14 protein-coding genes are annotated in these 15,961 nt (G+C 49.1%); 9 read left to right on the forward strand and 5 right to left on the reverse strand.

Annotated features, from left to right (window positions below; all coding sequences use genetic code 11):
* Nucleotides 1–45 precede the first annotated feature (45 nt).
* Nucleotides 46–633: an NAD(P)H-dependent oxidoreductase gene (locus OEU88_RS06285; RefSeq protein WP_262694282.1), complete on the forward strand. Its 588-nt coding sequence runs from the start codon at nucleotides 46–48 to the stop codon at nucleotides 631–633.
* Nucleotides 634–677: 44 nt separating this feature from the next.
* On the opposite strand, the gene OEU88_RS06290 is transcribed toward OEU88_RS06285, so the two are convergent.
* Nucleotides 678–1,436 (reverse strand): alpha/beta hydrolase family protein, encoded by a 759-nt coding sequence (locus OEU88_RS06290; RefSeq protein WP_262694283.1) that lies wholly within the window; start codon nucleotides 1,434–1,436, stop codon nucleotides 678–680.
* A gap of 226 nt (nucleotides 1,437–1,662) precedes the next feature.
* On the opposite strand from OEU88_RS06290, the gene OEU88_RS06295 reads away from it, so the two are divergent.
* From OEU88_RS06295 to OEU88_RS06315, 5 genes are all read left to right on the forward strand, one after another.
* A complete protein-coding gene (locus OEU88_RS06295; protein ID WP_394805240.1) occupies nucleotides 1,663–3,171 on the forward strand; it encodes an FMN-binding glutamate synthase family protein in 1,509 nt (502 codons plus the stop codon).
* A 33-nt stretch (nucleotides 3,172–3,204) separates the two neighbouring features.
* On the forward strand, nucleotides 3,205–4,878 hold the full coding sequence (locus OEU88_RS06300; protein WP_262694285.1) for an acetolactate synthase large subunit: 1,674 nt from the start codon (nucleotides 3,205–3,207) through the stop codon (nucleotides 4,876–4,878).
* On the forward strand, nucleotides 4,875–6,260 hold the full coding sequence (locus OEU88_RS06305; protein WP_262694286.1) for an aldehyde dehydrogenase family protein: 1,386 nt from the start codon (nucleotides 4,875–4,877) through the stop codon (nucleotides 6,258–6,260). Before OEU88_RS06300 ends, OEU88_RS06305 begins: the two co-directional genes overlap by 4 nt.
* Nucleotides 6,261–6,342: 82 nt before the next feature.
* The gene (locus OEU88_RS06310; RefSeq protein WP_262694287.1) at nucleotides 6,343–6,801 is read left to right on the forward strand and encodes an ABA4-like family protein; all 459 of its coding nucleotides are present in this window, start codon (nucleotides 6,343–6,345) and stop codon (nucleotides 6,799–6,801) included.
* Nucleotides 6,802–6,968: 167 nt separating this feature from the next.
* On the forward strand, nucleotides 6,969–8,090 hold the full coding sequence (locus OEU88_RS06315; RefSeq protein ID WP_262694288.1) for an ankyrin repeat domain-containing protein: 1,122 nt from the start codon (nucleotides 6,969–6,971) through the stop codon (nucleotides 8,088–8,090).
* 19 nt (nucleotides 8,091–8,109) lie between these two features.
* Here the strand turns inward: OEU88_RS06315 and OEU88_RS06320 are convergent, their stop codons facing one another.
* The 4 genes from OEU88_RS06320 to OEU88_RS06335 form a co-directional block, all read right to left on the reverse strand.
* A complete protein-coding gene (locus OEU88_RS06320; RefSeq protein ID WP_262694289.1) occupies nucleotides 8,110–9,378 on the reverse strand; it encodes an alkaline phosphatase family protein in 1,269 nt (422 codons plus the stop codon).
* Nucleotides 9,379–9,451: 73 nt separating this feature from the next.
* Nucleotides 9,452–9,979, reverse strand: a complete 528-nt coding sequence (locus OEU88_RS06325) for an NADPH-dependent FMN reductase (RefSeq protein WP_262694290.1) — start codon at nucleotides 9,977–9,979, stop codon at nucleotides 9,452–9,454.
* A 27-nt stretch (nucleotides 9,980–10,006) separates the two neighbouring features.
* On the reverse strand, nucleotides 10,007–11,431 hold the full coding sequence (locus OEU88_RS06330; protein WP_262694291.1) for a protein adenylyltransferase SelO family protein: 1,425 nt from the start codon (nucleotides 11,429–11,431) through the stop codon (nucleotides 10,007–10,009).
* Complete coding sequence (locus tag OEU88_RS06335; RefSeq protein ID WP_262694292.1) at nucleotides 11,418–12,047, reverse strand: nitroreductase family protein; 630 nt, start codon at nucleotides 12,045–12,047, stop codon at nucleotides 11,418–11,420. Before OEU88_RS06335 ends, OEU88_RS06330 begins: the two co-directional genes overlap by 14 nt.
* Nucleotides 12,048–12,221: 174 nt before the next feature.
* On the opposite strand from OEU88_RS06335, the gene OEU88_RS06340 reads away from it, so the two are divergent.
* Genes OEU88_RS06340 through OEU88_RS06350 form a run of 3 tightly spaced genes read left to right on the forward strand, consistent with a single transcriptional unit; the run spans nucleotide 12,222 to nucleotide 15,877 of the window.
* Nucleotides 12,222–13,523 carry a PQQ-dependent sugar dehydrogenase gene (locus OEU88_RS06340; RefSeq protein ID WP_262694293.1) on the forward strand — a complete coding sequence of 434 codons (1,302 nt, stop codon included), beginning with the start codon at nucleotides 12,222–12,224 and terminating at the stop codon, nucleotides 13,521–13,523.
* Nucleotides 13,510–13,905 carry a c-type cytochrome gene (locus OEU88_RS06345; RefSeq protein ID WP_262694294.1) on the forward strand — a complete coding sequence of 132 codons (396 nt, stop codon included), beginning with the start codon at nucleotides 13,510–13,512 and terminating at the stop codon, nucleotides 13,903–13,905. The genes OEU88_RS06340 and OEU88_RS06345 overlap by 14 nt, the downstream gene beginning before the upstream one ends.
* Nucleotides 13,835–15,877 (forward strand): TonB-dependent receptor, encoded by a 2,043-nt coding sequence (locus tag OEU88_RS06350; RefSeq protein WP_262694295.1) that lies wholly within the window; start codon nucleotides 13,835–13,837, stop codon nucleotides 15,875–15,877. The genes OEU88_RS06345 and OEU88_RS06350 overlap by 71 nt, the downstream gene beginning before the upstream one ends.
* The last annotated feature ends 84 nt before the right edge of the window (nucleotides 15,878–15,961 follow it).

Consider the following 15,961-nt stretch of genomic DNA (forward strand, 5'->3'; position numbering starts at 1 on the left):
CTTGTAATTTGGCTGTTCTAGTCATGTATTAGCTGGAGAAATTTCATGCTAAAACGAATAGTAATTCTTCAAGGGCACCCAGATGCGAAACATCAACACCTTTGTCATGCGCTTGAAGCGGCTTACCAAAGCGGTGCTGAGTCCGCGAGCCTGCATGTTGAATGCTTTAATATCGCGCAGCTCGATTTTCCATTATTGCGATCAGCAGATGACTGGAATAACGGTGAAACGCCCCAAACGTTGATAAAGGTGCAAAAAGCGATTTTGGATAGTGATCATATCGTACTTTTTTATCCATTATGGCTTGGAACGATGCCGGCAATGTTGAAGGCTTTTCTCGAGCAGGTACTGCGTCCAAAGATGGGTAATAAACACGTAAGTGATTTTACACTATGGCGTAAGTTGCTGAAAAACACATCGGCGCGCATTGTGGTTACGATGGGCATGCCCGCCTTCGTTTATCGTTGGTTTTATCGGTCACACAGCTTGAAGTCTCTTCAGCGCAACATTCTTGCTTTTGTGGGCGTTTCACCTGTGCGTACAACCCTTATTGGTACGGTAGAATCAATGAAGCCCGATCGTGCCGATAAGTTATTTCAGAAAATGAAAAAACTTGGGAGATTAGGGCGCTAGGCTCAATCACAATCGGGTTCATTTGTTTCTTGATTGCTTAAATATTATAGGTATTGGCTTGCCCATGCAGACAATATGCGGGCAACATATGCACCGTCTGCCGGATTTCTCATTAACAGGTGATCAGCCTTGTCCAGTGAAACAAAGCTTTTAGGGTGTCTCGCTGTTTCATATATTTTACGGGCATGCTCCACATCAACAGTGTCATCAATTGGGGAGTGCATCACCAGCAATGGCTTTTTCAAATTTGCAATATGATCTGCAACATTTTGACCGCGGGCATCGTCAATAAATTGTTGTTTCATGGTGAAAGGCTTGCCTGCCAGCATTACGTTTGCTTCACCATCTGCTTCTATTGTGTTTAGATCACCTTGAAATTGCTTCAGCACATTTGTGCTGTCGAAGGGCGCACCCATGGTGGCAACTGCCTTTATGTCTGGCACGCGGCCAGCAGCAACAAGTGTTGCTGCACCGCCCAAACTGTGGCCTATCATGATTGATGGTGCATCCAGAGTGTCGCGCATGAAGTTGGCTGCCGCCAACAAGTCTTCTACATTTGAAGAAAAATTTGTGTTGGCAAAATCACCGCTGGATAACCCTAATCCGGTAAAATCAAACCGGAACAAGGCAATGCCGTCATCAGCCAGTGCGCGCGAAATGCGGTTAATTGCGTTCAGGTCTTTTCCGCATGTAAAGCAATGTGCAAATAGGGCATAGGCTTCTACGTCACCGTCTGGTCGGTCAAGTCGAGCAGCAAGGTCAAAGCCTTGTGATCCCATGAAGGTTACTTTTTCTGAGCGCATTACTTTGTCACATCCCTGATCGTTTTCTACATTACTTCCACCATAACATGGCAGTGAAGATTAGAAAGATAAGCATATCACGAAATGCTCCTTAAACTGTGATGTGTGAGTATCTTTTACTCTACCAACTGTGATATTTGGTTATTGGTGACTACAGTGCTTTCGCTGTTAGGTTATTTTTTCAACATGTGCCGTTATTATTAGTCAGGGGATATACATAATGAACATGGACCAGTTGCCGAGCTTTGTCATCGGCGTTCTCGAACTTCTATCTTTCGTTTTTATCTTTGCTGTGGGGATTGGTATCCTTTGGGCTGCCGTCCTGTATGTACATGACAAAACGCAAACCGAAAGCACGCTCAGGCGCAATTATCCTGTTATTGCGCGTTTCCGTTATCTATTCGAACATTTAGGTGAATTTTTCCGCCAGTATTTCTTTGCGTTAGATCGTGAGGAAATGCCGTTTAACCGTGCGGAACGTTCATGGGTATACCGTGCCGCAAAAAATGTAGATTCGACAGTTGCATTTGGTTCATCGCGAGACCTTAGGCCTGCTGGAACAGTATATTTCGTAAACTGCCCGTTCCCAACACTTGATCAGGATGCGACTGAAACGCCAGCAGTTAAGGTCGGCCCATACGCACGTATTCCTTATGAGACAGACTCGATCTTCAATATTTCTGGCATGAGCTACGGCGCAATTTCTATTCCTGCTGTGCGTGCACTTTCCATGGGTGCAAAAAAAGCAGGGATATGGATGAACACTGGCGAAGGTGGCTTGTCGCCTTACCATCTTGAAGGCGGTGCTGACATCGTGTTCCAAATTGGAACCGGCAAGTTTGGTGTACGGAAGCCTGAGGGCGGATTTGATCCTGAAAAGTTAAAAGCAGTAGCCGCTCACGAGCAGGTTAAAATGTTTGAGTTAAAGCTGAGCCAGGGCGCAAAGCCGGGTAAGGGTGGCATTCTGCCCGGAGCAAAAGTAACTGAAGAGATCGCCACTATCCGCGGCCTTGAGGTTGGCAAAGATGCCATCAGTCCAAACAGGCACCCCGAAGTTAATAGTGTTGAAGACTTGTTGGACATGGTTGACTTTGTTCGTGAAACAACGGGTAAACCTGTTGGTATGAAGTTTGTGATTGGTGCATATGGTTTCTTGGAAAATATGTGTGTGGCTATCAACAAGCGCGGCATTGAAAGCGCACCTGATTTCATTACCATTGATAGCGCAGATGGCGGCACTGGCGCTGCGCCTATGAGTTTGATTGATAATATGGGTATGCCAATCCGTGAAAGCCTGCCTCTTGCTATTGATATATTGGTGGCTCACGGCCTTCGTGACCGTATTAAGGTGTGCGCAAGTGGTAAGATGATCAACCCATCAGAAGTGGCTTGGGCATATTGTGCAGGGGCTGATTTTGTTAATTCAGCACGCGGATTTATGTTTGCGCTCGGCTGTATTCAGGCATTGCAGTGCAATAAAAATACCTGTCCAACAGGTATCACTACCCACAATCCAAAACTGCAATACGGCCTTGACCCCAAGAGCAAATCTGAGCGTATAGCAAGCTATGCAAAAAACATGAAAAAAGAAGTTGGGATTATTGCCCACAGTTGCGGTGTAGCTGAGCCGCGTTTGCTCAAGCGCTTTCATGCGCGTGTTGTTATGGCGAATGGACGTTCTATGTCTATGGATGAGTTGTATCCGACGCCGGAACTGATCAAAGCAGCAGAGTAAATCCACCAAATTCAAGTATTTTAGGAGACGATTATGACGTCCACAGCCGTAAATGATGGAAAATCCATGAAAGCATCAGACCTTTTTGTAGCCGCTCTGGAAGCTGAAGGTGTTGAATATATTTTTGCCGTACCCGGTGAAGAAAATCTGGATTTTCTGGAGTCACTTCGCACATCTTCAATTGAGTTGGTGCTTACACGCCACGAGCAAGGGGCGGGCTTTATGGCCGCCACATACGGTCGGCTGACCGGTAAAGCTGGTGTGTGTATGGCAACGCTTGGGCCGGGCGCTACAAATTTTGCGACGCCTGCCGCTTATGCTCACTTGGGTGGTATGCCGCTAATTATGATTACGGGCCAGAAACCCATTAAAAAGTCCAAACAGGGCCAGTTCCAGATCATCGATGTTGTGGGCTTATTTGACCCTATTTGCAAAATGTCCAAGCAAATTGTGCACGGTAATACAATTCCGTCGCTTGTGCGCGAAGCCTTCCGTGTGGCGGAAGAAGAACGCCCAGGTGCTGTGTTGCTTGAGCTGCCGGAAGATATCGCTGAAGAAGAAACAAACGCACCAATACTTGAGCCACATGACCGCCACTATGCAGTCGCTGACGATAGGGTGCTTGAAGAAGCGTCGCAGCTTATATGTGCTGCAAAAATGCCACTAGTGTTAGTGGGGGCAGGTGCTAACCGCAAACAGGCAAGTATCGCGCTGAGTAAATTCATTGAGCAAACGCAAATACCGTTTTTCAATACCCAGATGGGTAAGGGCGTTATTGATGAGCGATCTGGGCTGTTTCTTGGTACAGCAGCTCTTTCAGATGGTGATTATGTGCACTGCGCAGTTGAGCGCGCAGATTTGATCATTAACGTTGGCCATGACGTAGTTGAAAAACCGCCATTCTTTATGGAAGAAGGCGGTAAACAGGTGATTCATATCAACTATAAATCTGCGCAGGTTGATCAGGTATATTTCCCGCAAATTGAAGTGGTTGGTGATATTGCCCGCTCTATCACACGTCTTGGTGAAAGGCTCGGCGGTAAAGTTGCGGTTGAAGATGAATATTACAGAATGGTGCGCGGCGAAATTGAAGCGCATACATCAGAGCTGTCTGACGATCCACGTTTCCCTATCATCCCGCAGCGCTTTGTGGCTGATACGCGTAAGGTTATGGGCGACCATGATATTATCGCGCTGGATAATGGCGTTTATAAAATCTGGTACGCGCGAAACTATAAGGCTTATGAGCCAAACACGGTATTGTTGGATAACGCGCTGGCAACAATGGGTGCAGGCCTGCCGTCTGCAATGATGGCTGCAAAACTGTATCCTGAGCGCCGTGTAATGGCGATCTGCGGTGATGGTGGTTTTATGATGAATAGTCAGGAGCTGGAAACAGCGGTGCGCCAGGGCATGAATTTGGTTGTGACTATCCTGAATGATAATAGCTACGGCATGATCCGCTGGAAACAGGCAGACGCTGGCTTTGACGATTGGGGGCTAGAGTTTAACAACCCTGATTTTGTTCAATATGCGAACAGTTACGGTGCAACTGGTCACCGTGTTGAGCGCACGGAAGACCTTGTACCAACCTTTGAGGCAGCGTTTAAAGCTGGCGGCGTTCATTTGGTGGAGGTGCCGGTGGACTACAGCGAAAACAAACGCGTGCTGCTTGATGAACTTAAAGAAAAGGTTTGCCTGATATGACGAAAACACTTGAGGTCGTAAACCCGTTTAGCCTTGAAGTTATCGGTAGTGTGTCGATGTCATCATGGGATGACGTTGAACCACTACTGGAAACTGCGCATCAGTTACACCGCGCTGGTGAGCCATTGCCAGCTCATCAACGGATTGAAATACTGGAGAAAACTGCGAGCCTGATGCAGGATGATTTCGATGCACTTGCGTATCTTATTGCAGATGAAGGTGGTAAGCCGCTGGTGGATGCACGCGTTGAAGTGACACGCGCGATTGACGGTGTGCGCTTGTGCGCACATGAAATCGGCCAAACCAAAGGCACTGAAATTCCGATGGACCTAACGGCCGCTGGGGCGGGCCGCGTGGCGTTTACGCAGCGCGAGCCCATTGGTGTGGTAATTGCTGCCAGCGCATTCAATCACCCTTTAAATTTGATTGTGCATCAGGTTGGCCCCGCGGTGGCAACTGGCTGCCCAACCATTGTAAAGCCAGCCGGTGATACGCCGTTGTCCGCAAAAAGGTTCGTGGAGATGCTATACAAAGCCGGATTGCCTGAAGACTGGTGCCGCTTCATTGCATGCGACAACCAGACGGCTGAAAAATTAATCACGGACGAACGTGTCGCGTTCCTGTCATTCATTGGATCCGCACGTGTTGGCTGGATGTTAAAATCCAAGCTTGCGCCTGGCACGCGCTGTGCGCTTGAGCACGGCGGTGTTGCACCAGTTATTATCGATGAAAGCGCAGATATTGATGCGATGATTCCTTTGCTGGTAAAAGGTGGTTTTTATCATTCCGGCCAAGTGTGCGTGTCGGTGCAACGTGTGTTTGCACCGAAAGGTATGGCCGCAGACATTGCTGCCCAAATTGCTGCAGCAGCCGAAAAGCTGACTGTTGGCAATGCAACGCGCGATGATGTTGATTGCGGCCCGCTTATCCGCCCTGCCGAAGTTGACCGCGTGGAAGAGTGGGTTGATGAAGCTGTAGCTGGCGGTGCTGCGCTGATCACCGGCGGCAAACGCTTGGGTGATACAACGTATGCCCCTACCGTACTGCTGAACCCGGCCGAAGACGCAAAAGTGACCACATCAGAAGTGTTCGGTCCTGTTGTGTGCGTCTACGAATGTGGTGGTTTGGACAGTGCAGTTACACGTGCAAACAGCTTGCCTTATGCATTTCAGGCGTCGGTGTTTACCAAAAACCTGGATACAGCGATGACTGCTATCAAACGGTTGGACGCAACGGCTGTGATGGTCAATGACCATACCGCATTCCGTGTGGACTGGATGCCTTTTGCTGGCCGCCGTCATTCTGGTTACAACACTGGCGGTATTGGTTATACCATGCATGACATGACCCAAGACAAGATGGCTGTTATCAAGATGGGCTAAGGCTTTGCCTTGTAAAACAGCCTTCTATTTGCAGCATAATTAATGATAGGCTCCTGAAATATTGAATTTCAGGAGCCGTACCATGAGTTACGAAAACCTTTACTCCCTCATCAATTTGGCAGTTGTACCAGCATGGTTGCTGTTGATCATTTTGCCAAAATCCGAGATCACCAGAAAATTAGTTCATAGCGGCGTTTACCCTGTTGTGTACGGCCTGTTCTATTTTGTGCTTATTGTTCGTTCGATGTTTTTTGGCGTTGCGGCAGAAGGCGCAAGCATGAGCACACTTGATGGCGTCATGACCATGTTCACGCACCCTAACAGTATGGTGGTTGGCTGGGCGCACTATCTGGTGTTTGACCTGTTTGTTGGTGCATGGATTAGCCGTGATGCTATTCGGCGCGGCATGAACCACCTTATGGTTATCCCATGTTTGTTTTTCACGTTTATGTTCGGCCCGATTGGTCTGCTGATGTATGTCATCCTGCGAAAAGTTACCAGCAAAGGTGGTTTAGTGTTGGATGAAGTGGAGCAGACTTAGTTGCGTTCTCTTGGATCACATCATGCGCACTTGGTGTTTCCAACCGTTACGGCCAGGACTAAAGCCGTCATGCTGTGCGGCGGCATATAAACTATTTGGCCATTGTACCACTCCCCTTTTCCGCGTTATCTTGCCGCCAATTAAGCGACTAACGCGAGGAATGGTTAATGAAAAAGATTGTTTTTACCCTTATGGTTTTGTGTGTCAGCACAGTGTGTGCAACTGCACAAACACAATCGGATACACTGTTCGAAGCTGCTAAGAATAATGACACACAGATTATCTCTACTGTGCTGGATAACGGTATGCTGGTCGATACTATTGCTGAAGATGGGGCAACACCACTTTTCCTTGCGGTTCAAAATCAGTCCTATGATGCAGTAGAGCTGCTTATTCAACGCGGCGCAGATGTTAACTATATCAATCCAAAGGCAATAGGCGCCACGCCACTGATGATAGCTGCCAGTCGTGCGAACATTGATTTAGCCACATTGCTGTTAGATAACGGTGCTGGGATTGATGTGGTTGATGTGAATAACGACCCAGCTATTAACTGGGCGGCGTATTATGGTTACACCGATATGGTGGAGTTTTTGATAAGTCGCGGTGCGCACACAGATATTACCGGCCACGGAACGCCGAGACAAATTGCGATCCGTCGTGGTCACCAAGACCTTGTTGAATTGTTGTCTGATTATACGCCGACAGATGGTGAACTTGCGTTGGTACGTGCCATTGAGGAAGAAGATCTGGAAGCTTTTGAACAAGCATTAGCTGATGGGATTTCGCCGGATAGTCTTGATAAAACAGGCCGTCCGATTATCGGCATGGTTGCCAGACTCGGCCTAAGTGACTTTACGCAAGCTTTGATCAATGCGGATGTTGAAGTTGATAAAGCTGACGATATTGGTTTTACACCGTTAATGGAAGCTGCGCGCGAAGGTCAAGTTGAAACTGCGAGTCTGTTGCTTGCAGCTGGGGCTAATGCCAACCATCGTTCAAAACCGTCTGCTTTGGGGTTCTTGCCTATGCATCTTGCCGCCCTCAGTGATAATCGGAGTATGGTGGAGCTGCTGTTGTCGTTTGGTGCAGATGTCGACCCACGCGACCGTAGCAGTTCAACACCGATGATGTGGGCGTTAAGCGAAGGCAAGCGTGCAGGTGTTATTGCACTTTTGGCAAATGGTGCTGACCCGTATCTTGAAACTAGTTCTGGTTATTCCTCAGCGCAGATGATTACATCAATGGAAGATGAAGAGCTGTTGGGTTATTTGAAACCAAAACAGTAGGCTTGAAAAACCAAAGTGTTTATTTGCATGACTTTGTCATCATATCTTGCACGTTTGCGATATTGCCGTCTGTTTTGGCGGGGGTGATGTCAAGTGCGCAGGCAATGATGCCGTAGACTTCAATGTTGTTGAAAGGCTTTGTAACCGTGCCCTCTTTGAAGGAAGGGCCTGAAGCAATGAAGGTGGCGCGCATATCCGGATGCAAGTTGTCAAACCCATGAGTGGCCTTTAAAAACGGCAGGTAGGCGGGTGGAGGTGCCTTGTCCTCGGTGGCATAGACTACCCAACCCGGATCAGCGAGTAACATCAGGTCAGGCTCGCGGTCAGGATGATCAAAATGATAATTCTCAGGGAAGGCACCTCGGCGCAGAACTTTAAGGTGTGGGTGTGCGCCGTTTAGTTTCTGGAAGGCATCTTCAATCGCATTCTCGTCACCGTACAAGTTCATGAAGGCAAGATAAGCTGCGCCGTATGACCGGTTCCAATCGGGCGTGATAAAGGGCGTGACATCCATAATAGTGTCAAGGTTAATGATCCGCTCAGGTGAAAGGTCGGTCATGCCGTGGTCTGATACTATGATTATATTGGTGCGTTCATATAGCCCGCGATCTTTCAGGCCTTTGACAAGCCGTCCCATGATTTTGTCCATCATTTCTATGGCCTGCAGTTCCTCCGGTGAATTCACATGGTTCTGGTGCGCGGCATCATCAACTGCGGAGAAATAAAGTGTACCGAGCCGTATATTTTTGCCGTCAGGTAAATCAAGCCATTCCAATACCTGGTCAACGCGCGCTGCATAAACCTTGCTTTTGTGGCTTTTCGTGTATGGATTCCAGTAGGTTGGCTGAACACCGCCAACCGGTGCTTCAGCACCAAGCCACGTGTTTGTACCTGTTCTCACGCCCTGCTTTTCGGCGGTTACCCAAATGGGTTCGCCGCCCCACCAGCGGGCGTCTTGAATGTCCCGGCTTCGGTCCATCTCGCGGCCGATTGTGCGATCATAGAAATAGTTAGAGACTATGCCGTGGTTTTTTGGATGAAGGCCGGTCGCGAGAGAATATAGGTTCACGAATGTCTTTGATGGCATGGCTGGGGTCATGCCTTCTGCCCGAACGCCTCGTGCGGCAAGGGCGCGCATGTTTGGTGCATTTGCCCGATCAATTGCATCAGCACGTAATCCGTCGATGCCAACCAGAATAACGGTTTGCCTATCTTCTTGTGCATGTATTTGTGTTGAAATACTAGCCAGTGACAGCAAAGCAAATAGAACGAGGTGGTTTTTCATCATCAATGTCCACATTTCAAATGTTTCTGCACAAAGCTATAAACGTATTCTGTGACAGAGTGGTTAACGTTTGGCGTCACGCTAGGATATGCTGTCTGAATGCGTCAATAAAACCCTGAAGCCGAGCATCATTCTCTGGCTCATGCATGAATGCCTGAATGTCTTCGGCTGTTCTATCAAGCACATCAAACCTCTCGAAGATGGTGTCAGAATATTGATCAGATACAGTTTTCAGCACCAGAGACAGTGACTTTAACATATCATCACCGCGGTGCGACCCGTGCAGTAAAGCAATAGGTTTGTTGGCGATTTCTTCGCGTGACACGAGCCAGTCTATCGCATTTTTCAGGCCGCCAGGAATGGCGTGAACATACTCGGGGCTGCATATGATGACACCGTCTGCCTTGCTGATAAGGTGGCAGAAAGACAATACGGCAGAAGGTGTTTTGTCGCCTTCGAGGTCAGGCGAGAATATAGGCAATCTGGCCAGATCACTGTATACATGGATCATATCAGGTGGCGGCGTTATTGCAGCGCAGGCTTTCAGCAATGCCGTGTTTGTAGACGCAGTGCGGGTACTGCCTGATACGGCCAGAAACTTCATATATTAAAACCCAACACTTGATTTACCTTAATAACCACGCGGTTGCAGTGCTGCACCCATTTCGCGGATAGCATCAATTTTCTTGTTCAACGGTTGCCAATCATCGTTGTCTGTTATTGGTGCCCACAGCGCCTCGACTTCTTCGAGCAATAATGTCTCAGGCCCATTACCCAAGAAGTATGCGGTATTTAACGCTTGCGGGTTTGACGGGCTATAAGATGCAAGTGTTGTTACTAACCGTTTATAACTTTCCTTGCAGTAACGATGTGCTTCCGGGCCAATCATTGCTCGTTCAACGCTTACACTGCCGCCGTACCAGTCAAAGAAAAACCGTTCATACGGGAAGTTTTCTGTGGTCATAAACTCGTTTACAAGTGTTAACAGAGCATCATCTTCTGTGTCGCCTTTGGATTTGATGCCAAGGCGGTTCAAAAGCTTTTCTCTGATTGCGTTAAGATAGATTTTTGGAAAATCAGCGAGCGCTTGTTTCAGGTCGTTTTCTTCGCATATGTCACCGAATGAACCGCCAAGCTGATATATATTCCAATGCAGTGCGTCAGGTTGACGACCAAAGGAGTATAGTCCCTGTTCGTCAAAGTATGCGGCTGTGAAAGCGAGATCCATCGTGGGAAGGAAGCGCCAGGGCCCAAAGTCAAATACTTCGCCAGTAATATTGATATTGTCGGTATTTAAAACGCCGTGAACAAACCCTGCGGCCATCAGTTCTGCGGCTTGCACGGCCACGCGCTGGTTAACGAGGCTAAGGAACTCAAGGGCTCTGTCTGATGCGTTACCTTTTGGTGTGATGCCGTAATAATGCTTCAGGCAATAATCCACGAGTATGTTCAAGCGTTCAGTGTCGCTATAAAATGCGTGGCGTTGAAAAGTGCCGATGCGGATATGGCCGTGGTTAAGGCGTACCATGACGGCGGACCGTGTCGGTGATGGCTCATCGCCGCGGTGCAGGCTTTCACCTGTCTCAATGATAGAAAAAGTTTTGGACGTGTTAACGCCGAGTGCTTCCAGCATTTCAGTTGCCAGAATTTCACGTACACCGCCTTTTAATGTTAGCCGCCCATCACCTGACCGGCTATATGGCGTGGTGCCGCTGCCTTTAGTGCCAAGGTCCATCAAACGATTTTGGTCGTCGCGCATCTGGGCAAACAGGAAACCCCGCCCATCACCAATTTCAGGGTTATAGTGTCTAAATTGATGCCCGTGGTATCGCTGCGCGAGCGGTTCAGGCATTGTGCCCGGCAGTGTTTCAAACCGTCCAAAATGGGCTAACCATTCATCGTCCGATAAACCATCCAGCCCCACAGACTTTGCAGCCTTGTTGTTGCGGTAACGCAGGATGGTTTTTGGGAAATCAGCGGCTTTTACCGGATCAGCGAAGCCATCACCCAGATCAAGGAAAGTTTGTGCAGGCGTGTATGCTTTACTCAGCAACATCGGCAGGCCACCCCCATATGGTATGATCTTCCGGGTCGGGGCGCGGGCGTTCTTTAGGGTTTTCTGTATGATCGCCGAAGAACATAAAGCCTGCGATTTTTTCTTTGGGCTTCATTTGAAGCGCTTTAGCTACATACTTGCTGTAGCTTGCCCAGCCGGTAAGCCACTGTGCTGCATACCCAAGCGCTGTGGCAGCAATAATCATATTTTGACAAGCCGCGCCTGTTGAGAGCTGCTGTTCCCATTCAGGGATAGGGCGGCTATCGTTAGGAGAATATATCGCAATGATCAGCGCCGGTGATTGTGTAGCATAGCCGCTCATTTTTTCAGCCACTTTGGGGCTGCTCTCAAACTCGGCAATCATACCATCCTGAATGGCTTTACCGAGCTTGGCGCGCTCTGGCCCCGTTAGCACAATAAAGCGCCAGGGAGCCAGTTTGCCGTGGTCAGGCACACGCATACCGGCGGCCAAAATCTTTTTTATTGCGTTGTGGTCTGGCCCCGGGCTTGCCATGTCGCGGGTGCGAACAGACCGGCGCGTCATCAACAAATCATAGGTCGCTGGATTAGGTGTGTTAAAGTCCGGTTCGCTAGTATCAGATTTGGTCAGTGCCATATGGTCTTCACTTTCGTGTATCACTGTTCAATTTCGTTAGGTTGATTTTTGTTATATTATAGCGCAAACAACTTTTGTTGATTTCGAACGGGGACATTTGGTTTTGATCTTACAGTGGTTCCCGCGTATAGCATACACGCAACAGATAGGCCTTCAATGGGTGGGAGAAAAGACATGATTGCAAAAATAGTTGGAATGAGTTTGCTGGCAACCAGCATAACCACAGTAGTTGCTGCAGATATGGAAGGTGTTCCGGATGGCACCCCAGCTGATCCTCAAACAGGCGTTGCATTGCCCGCAGGCTTTAAGGCGACGGTGTTTGCTGAGGGCGTGGGCCCTGTACGGCATATTGTTGCTGCTGAAAACGGTTGGGTATACGGCGCTTTGTTCCGTAAAAAAGACGTATCAGGCTATGATGTGAATGTTGGTGCTGTGGCTATGCATGATAGTGACGGTGACGGCGTTATTGATAAAACTGAGTATTTTGCACCTGATATGCAGGGTACCGGCATCGGCGTATATGATGGTTATCTTTACTATGGGACAGACACAGCAGTGATGCGCTGGCCATTGCCGGCAGGCGGCGCACCCAAAGGGGATGCAACAATGATCGCTGTTGGTTTCAATAAAGAAACGCAACATGCTACCAAAAACATGACCTTTGATGGCAAAGGTGGGCTGTATGTAAATGTTGGCGCACCGTCGAACGCATGTATGCGCGAAATGCGCAAAAAAGGTTCGCCGGGTATGCGTCCATGCCCCATTCTTGAAGAATACGGCGGCGTATGGAAATTTGATGCCGCAACACCGAACCAGGACCAAATGAAAGACGGGCAACGATACGCAACCGGCATTCGTAACGGTATTGCTCTGTCGTGGAACTCGCATGCAGATAGTCTTTATGTTGCACAGCACGGCCGTGATCAGTTGGCCAGCTTCTTCCCTGATATGTTCACAAATGAACAAAGCGCGGAATTACCATCGGAAGAATTTCATAAAGTAGCTGAAGGTGCGGACCTTGGTTGGCCTTATAGCTACTATAACCATGAAGTTGGTGAGCGTATGGTGATGCCTGAATACGGCGGTGACGGGAAAACTGTATCTGATGAAGGACAAAAACCGTTGGTTGGTTTTCCGGGGCACTGGGCACCGAATGGTTTGATGTTCCTGAAAGGCGACGCGATGCCTGCAGAGTACCGCAAAGGTGCGTTTATTGCCTTCCATGGTTCATGGAACAGAGCACCGATGCCACAGCAAGGTTACCGTGTTGTTTATGTGCCGCTTGATGATGATGGCAATGTTGCTGGTGACTGGATTACTTTTGCCAATGGTTTTGCGGGCGATGGCCCGATTGCATCGCCGCGTGATGCCAAGCATCGCCCGATGGGCCTCGCGGAAGACGCTAGCGGCGCAATGTATATTGCAAGTTCCATGGCAGGTGGGCGTATATGGAAAATAACATATGAAGGCGAATAACATTATTGCTGCAGCAGCACTGTGTGTTGCTGCAGTTGTCCCCACGTTTGCGCAAGGCACACCAGAAGTACCCGCGGGCAAAGCATTATATGAGGAAAACTGTGCTGTCTGCCATCAGTTTGATGGTGGCGGTGTGCCATTTATGCAGCCCGAACTAATCGGTAGTCCGCGTGCAAACGGCGCCAAGGGTGGGGTCATAGATATGATCTTGTTTGGCAGCGCAGCAGAAGGTGCGGGGCAGGGCGAGTTTTCAAATGAAATGACGTCTTTTGATTATCTAACAAATAAAGAAATAGCGGCGATAGCGACTTATGTACGGACCAATTTTAAAAACGATGGTGGGCCTGTCAGCGACGCTGATGTCCGGTCACGCCGCAAGTAACGCACAAGATACAAATTCTCCTGAAGAAATTACTGTTTCCGGTGCGCGGTTACCGGTTGCCGCGATAGGCCAATCTGTTGTGTCCGTTAATTTGAATGAACGTATTGTTCTTCGGCTCGATAGCTTGCTGGGTTCTGTGCCCGGTGTTGGCTTGTTTCGCCGTGCCAACAGCTTTACAACGCATCCTACAACACAAGGCCTGAGTATGCGCGGTGTTGGTGCAAATGCTGCTGGACGTGTGCTGGTGACCATAGATGGTGTGCCGCAAAATGATCCGTTTGGTGGATGGATATACTGGTCTGGATATCAGGGGCAGGTGATTCAATCAGCTACCGTGCGTAAAGGCGGTTCACCTGGCGCGTTTGGTGCGCAGGCGCTGGCGGGTGCAGTGGATATTGCAACCGTGTCAGCTAATCAGGCATCAGCTTTCTACGGTTCGGATAACAGTTTCAGCGTTAATGGTAGCGCCCATATTCAAGGTGAGCGTTCTGTGTTTTCGATTGATGCAGGCTACTTTGAAACGGACGGCGACTTCCTGCTGCGCGAGGAAGATCGTGGCAGTGTTGATGTGCGTGCGGCAAGCGAAGCGCGGTCGGTTGGTGCTGCTTATGCATACCAGTTAGATAGTGCAACAACGATTACGGCGCGACTTCGTTATTTCGGTGAAGAACGCATAAACGGCCTGAGCGAAGCAACGAACGAAACGGATGGTATTGAAACATCTTTGCGTATTTTGCATCGACCCGATAGTGGCCCTGCATACGAGCTGACTACATACTTCCGTACGCGGGATTTTGAAAATGTGTTTGCGTCAGCACGCGATGGTCGTTCAACAGAACGCCCTGTGCTTGACCAGTTCGATGTACCTGGATGGGGCGCTGGTTTTCTGGCGCGCGTACAAAGTGGTGGGTTTGAGTTTGGCCTTGATGGCCGCCGCATGAGCGGTGAAACCAATGAACGTTTCCGTAACCTGGGTGCCGGTTTCACACGCCAGCGCCGTGCGGGTGGTGATCAGTGGATTATCGGTGCATACGGCGATTACACAGCTGAAGGCGATTGGGGTGTCTTGTCCGTTTCTGCACGCTTAGACCGGTGGCGGACCTACAATGGTGAGCGGTTCGAATTTAGCCTTGAAGACGGATCAACCGTACGCGAAGACGCTGTGCCAAACCGTTCTGATTGGATCGGTTCTGGTCGTATTGGTTATGAGCGCCCATTAACAGGTGCGATAACCTTCCGTAGTGCAGCCTTTAAGAGTTGGCGATTGCCTACGCTGAATGAGTTTTACCGACCGTTTCGAGTTGTTAACGATATTACGGAAGCAAACCCGAACCTGAGCCCTGAAACACTATATGGTATTGAGGCCGGCTTTGATTATAACCCACTAAACACAGTTAGCGGCAGCGTGACCGTTTTCCGCAATTGGTTAAACGACGGCGTTGGTAATATTACGGTTGGCTTTGGGCCAGGCTTCTTCCCCTTGGGTGGTTTTGTGCCGGGCGGCGGCGTGTTGCGCCAGCGTGCAAACGTGGACCGGACCAAAATTGACGGCGTAGAATTTGAAGGCCGCATTGATATGCAGGATGGCCTGCAGCTTACGGCGCAGTATCTGTATGCGCGCGCGCGCATTACACAGTTTGATGCTAACTCTGCACTTATCGGTAACCGTCCCGTTCAAACACCGCGTCACAGCGGTAATGTTAGTCTACGTCAAAACCTCGCAGGTGGATGGTGGCGTTTGGAAGGTCGCTATGCGTCCAGCCAGTTTGATGATGATGTTAATACGCGGCGTTTGGGCGGTGTATTCACGGTGAATGCCGGTGCAAGTATGCGCCTTAATGATGCGTTTGATCTGACGGCAGCCATTGAAAACCTGTTTGATAAACAAGTGATTTCAGCACTGTCTTCAACGGGTCTGCGCACCGTTGCACAGCGCCGTTTTGTGCGTGTGGGTGTTAACGCGCGATTTTAAAACAATGCAGGTCTTGGTGTTAAGACCTGCATATTTCTCTTGTGTCCACCGAGATCACAGGCTAAATCCTCAATACAAGCTATA

This window comes from Kordiimonas aquimaris, from assembly GCF_025574485.1.
In the GTDB taxonomy this organism is placed as follows: domain Bacteria; phylum Pseudomonadota; class Alphaproteobacteria; order Sphingomonadales; family Kordiimonadaceae; genus Kordiimonas; species Kordiimonas aquimaris.

Excerpts from the sequence above, each read along its gene's own strand:
- OEU88_RS06305 (WP_262694286.1), top strand. The coding sequence starts at position 4,875 with ATGACGAAAACACTTGAGGTCGTAAACCCGTTTAGCCTTGAAGTTATC.
- OEU88_RS06335 (WP_262694292.1), bottom strand. The coding sequence starts at position 12,047 with ATGGCACTGACCAAATCTGATACTAGCGAACCGGACTTTAACACACCT.
- OEU88_RS06320 (WP_262694289.1), bottom strand. The coding sequence starts at position 9,378 with ATGATGAAAAACCACCTCGTTCTATTTGCTTTGCTGTCACTGGCTAGT.
- OEU88_RS06325 (WP_262694290.1), bottom strand. The coding sequence starts at position 9,979 with ATGAAGTTTCTGGCCGTATCAGGCAGTACCCGCACTGCGTCTACAAAC.
- OEU88_RS06330 (WP_262694291.1), bottom strand. The coding sequence starts at position 11,431 with ATGTTGCTGAGTAAAGCATACACGCCTGCACAAACTTTCCTTGATCTG.
- OEU88_RS06315 (WP_262694288.1), top strand. The coding sequence starts at position 6,969 with ATGAAAAAGATTGTTTTTACCCTTATGGTTTTGTGTGTCAGCACAGTG.
- OEU88_RS06300 (WP_262694285.1), top strand. The coding sequence starts at position 3,205 with ATGACGTCCACAGCCGTAAATGATGGAAAATCCATGAAAGCATCAGAC.
- OEU88_RS06290 (WP_262694283.1), bottom strand. The coding sequence starts at position 1,436 with ATGCGCTCAGAAAAAGTAACCTTCATGGGATCACAAGGCTTTGACCTT.
- OEU88_RS06350 (WP_262694295.1), top strand. The coding sequence starts at position 13,835 with ATGTACGGACCAATTTTAAAAACGATGGTGGGCCTGTCAGCGACGCTG.
- OEU88_RS06345 (WP_262694294.1), top strand. The coding sequence starts at position 13,510 with ATGAAGGCGAATAACATTATTGCTGCAGCAGCACTGTGTGTTGCTGCA.
- OEU88_RS06295 (WP_394805240.1), top strand. The coding sequence starts at position 1,663 with ATGGACCAGTTGCCGAGCTTTGTCATCGGCGTTCTCGAACTTCTATCT.
- OEU88_RS06340 (WP_262694293.1), top strand. The coding sequence starts at position 12,222 with ATGATTGCAAAAATAGTTGGAATGAGTTTGCTGGCAACCAGCATAACC.
- OEU88_RS06310 (WP_262694287.1), top strand. The coding sequence starts at position 6,343 with ATGAGTTACGAAAACCTTTACTCCCTCATCAATTTGGCAGTTGTACCA.
- OEU88_RS06285 (WP_262694282.1), top strand. The coding sequence starts at position 46 with ATGCTAAAACGAATAGTAATTCTTCAAGGGCACCCAGATGCGAAACAT.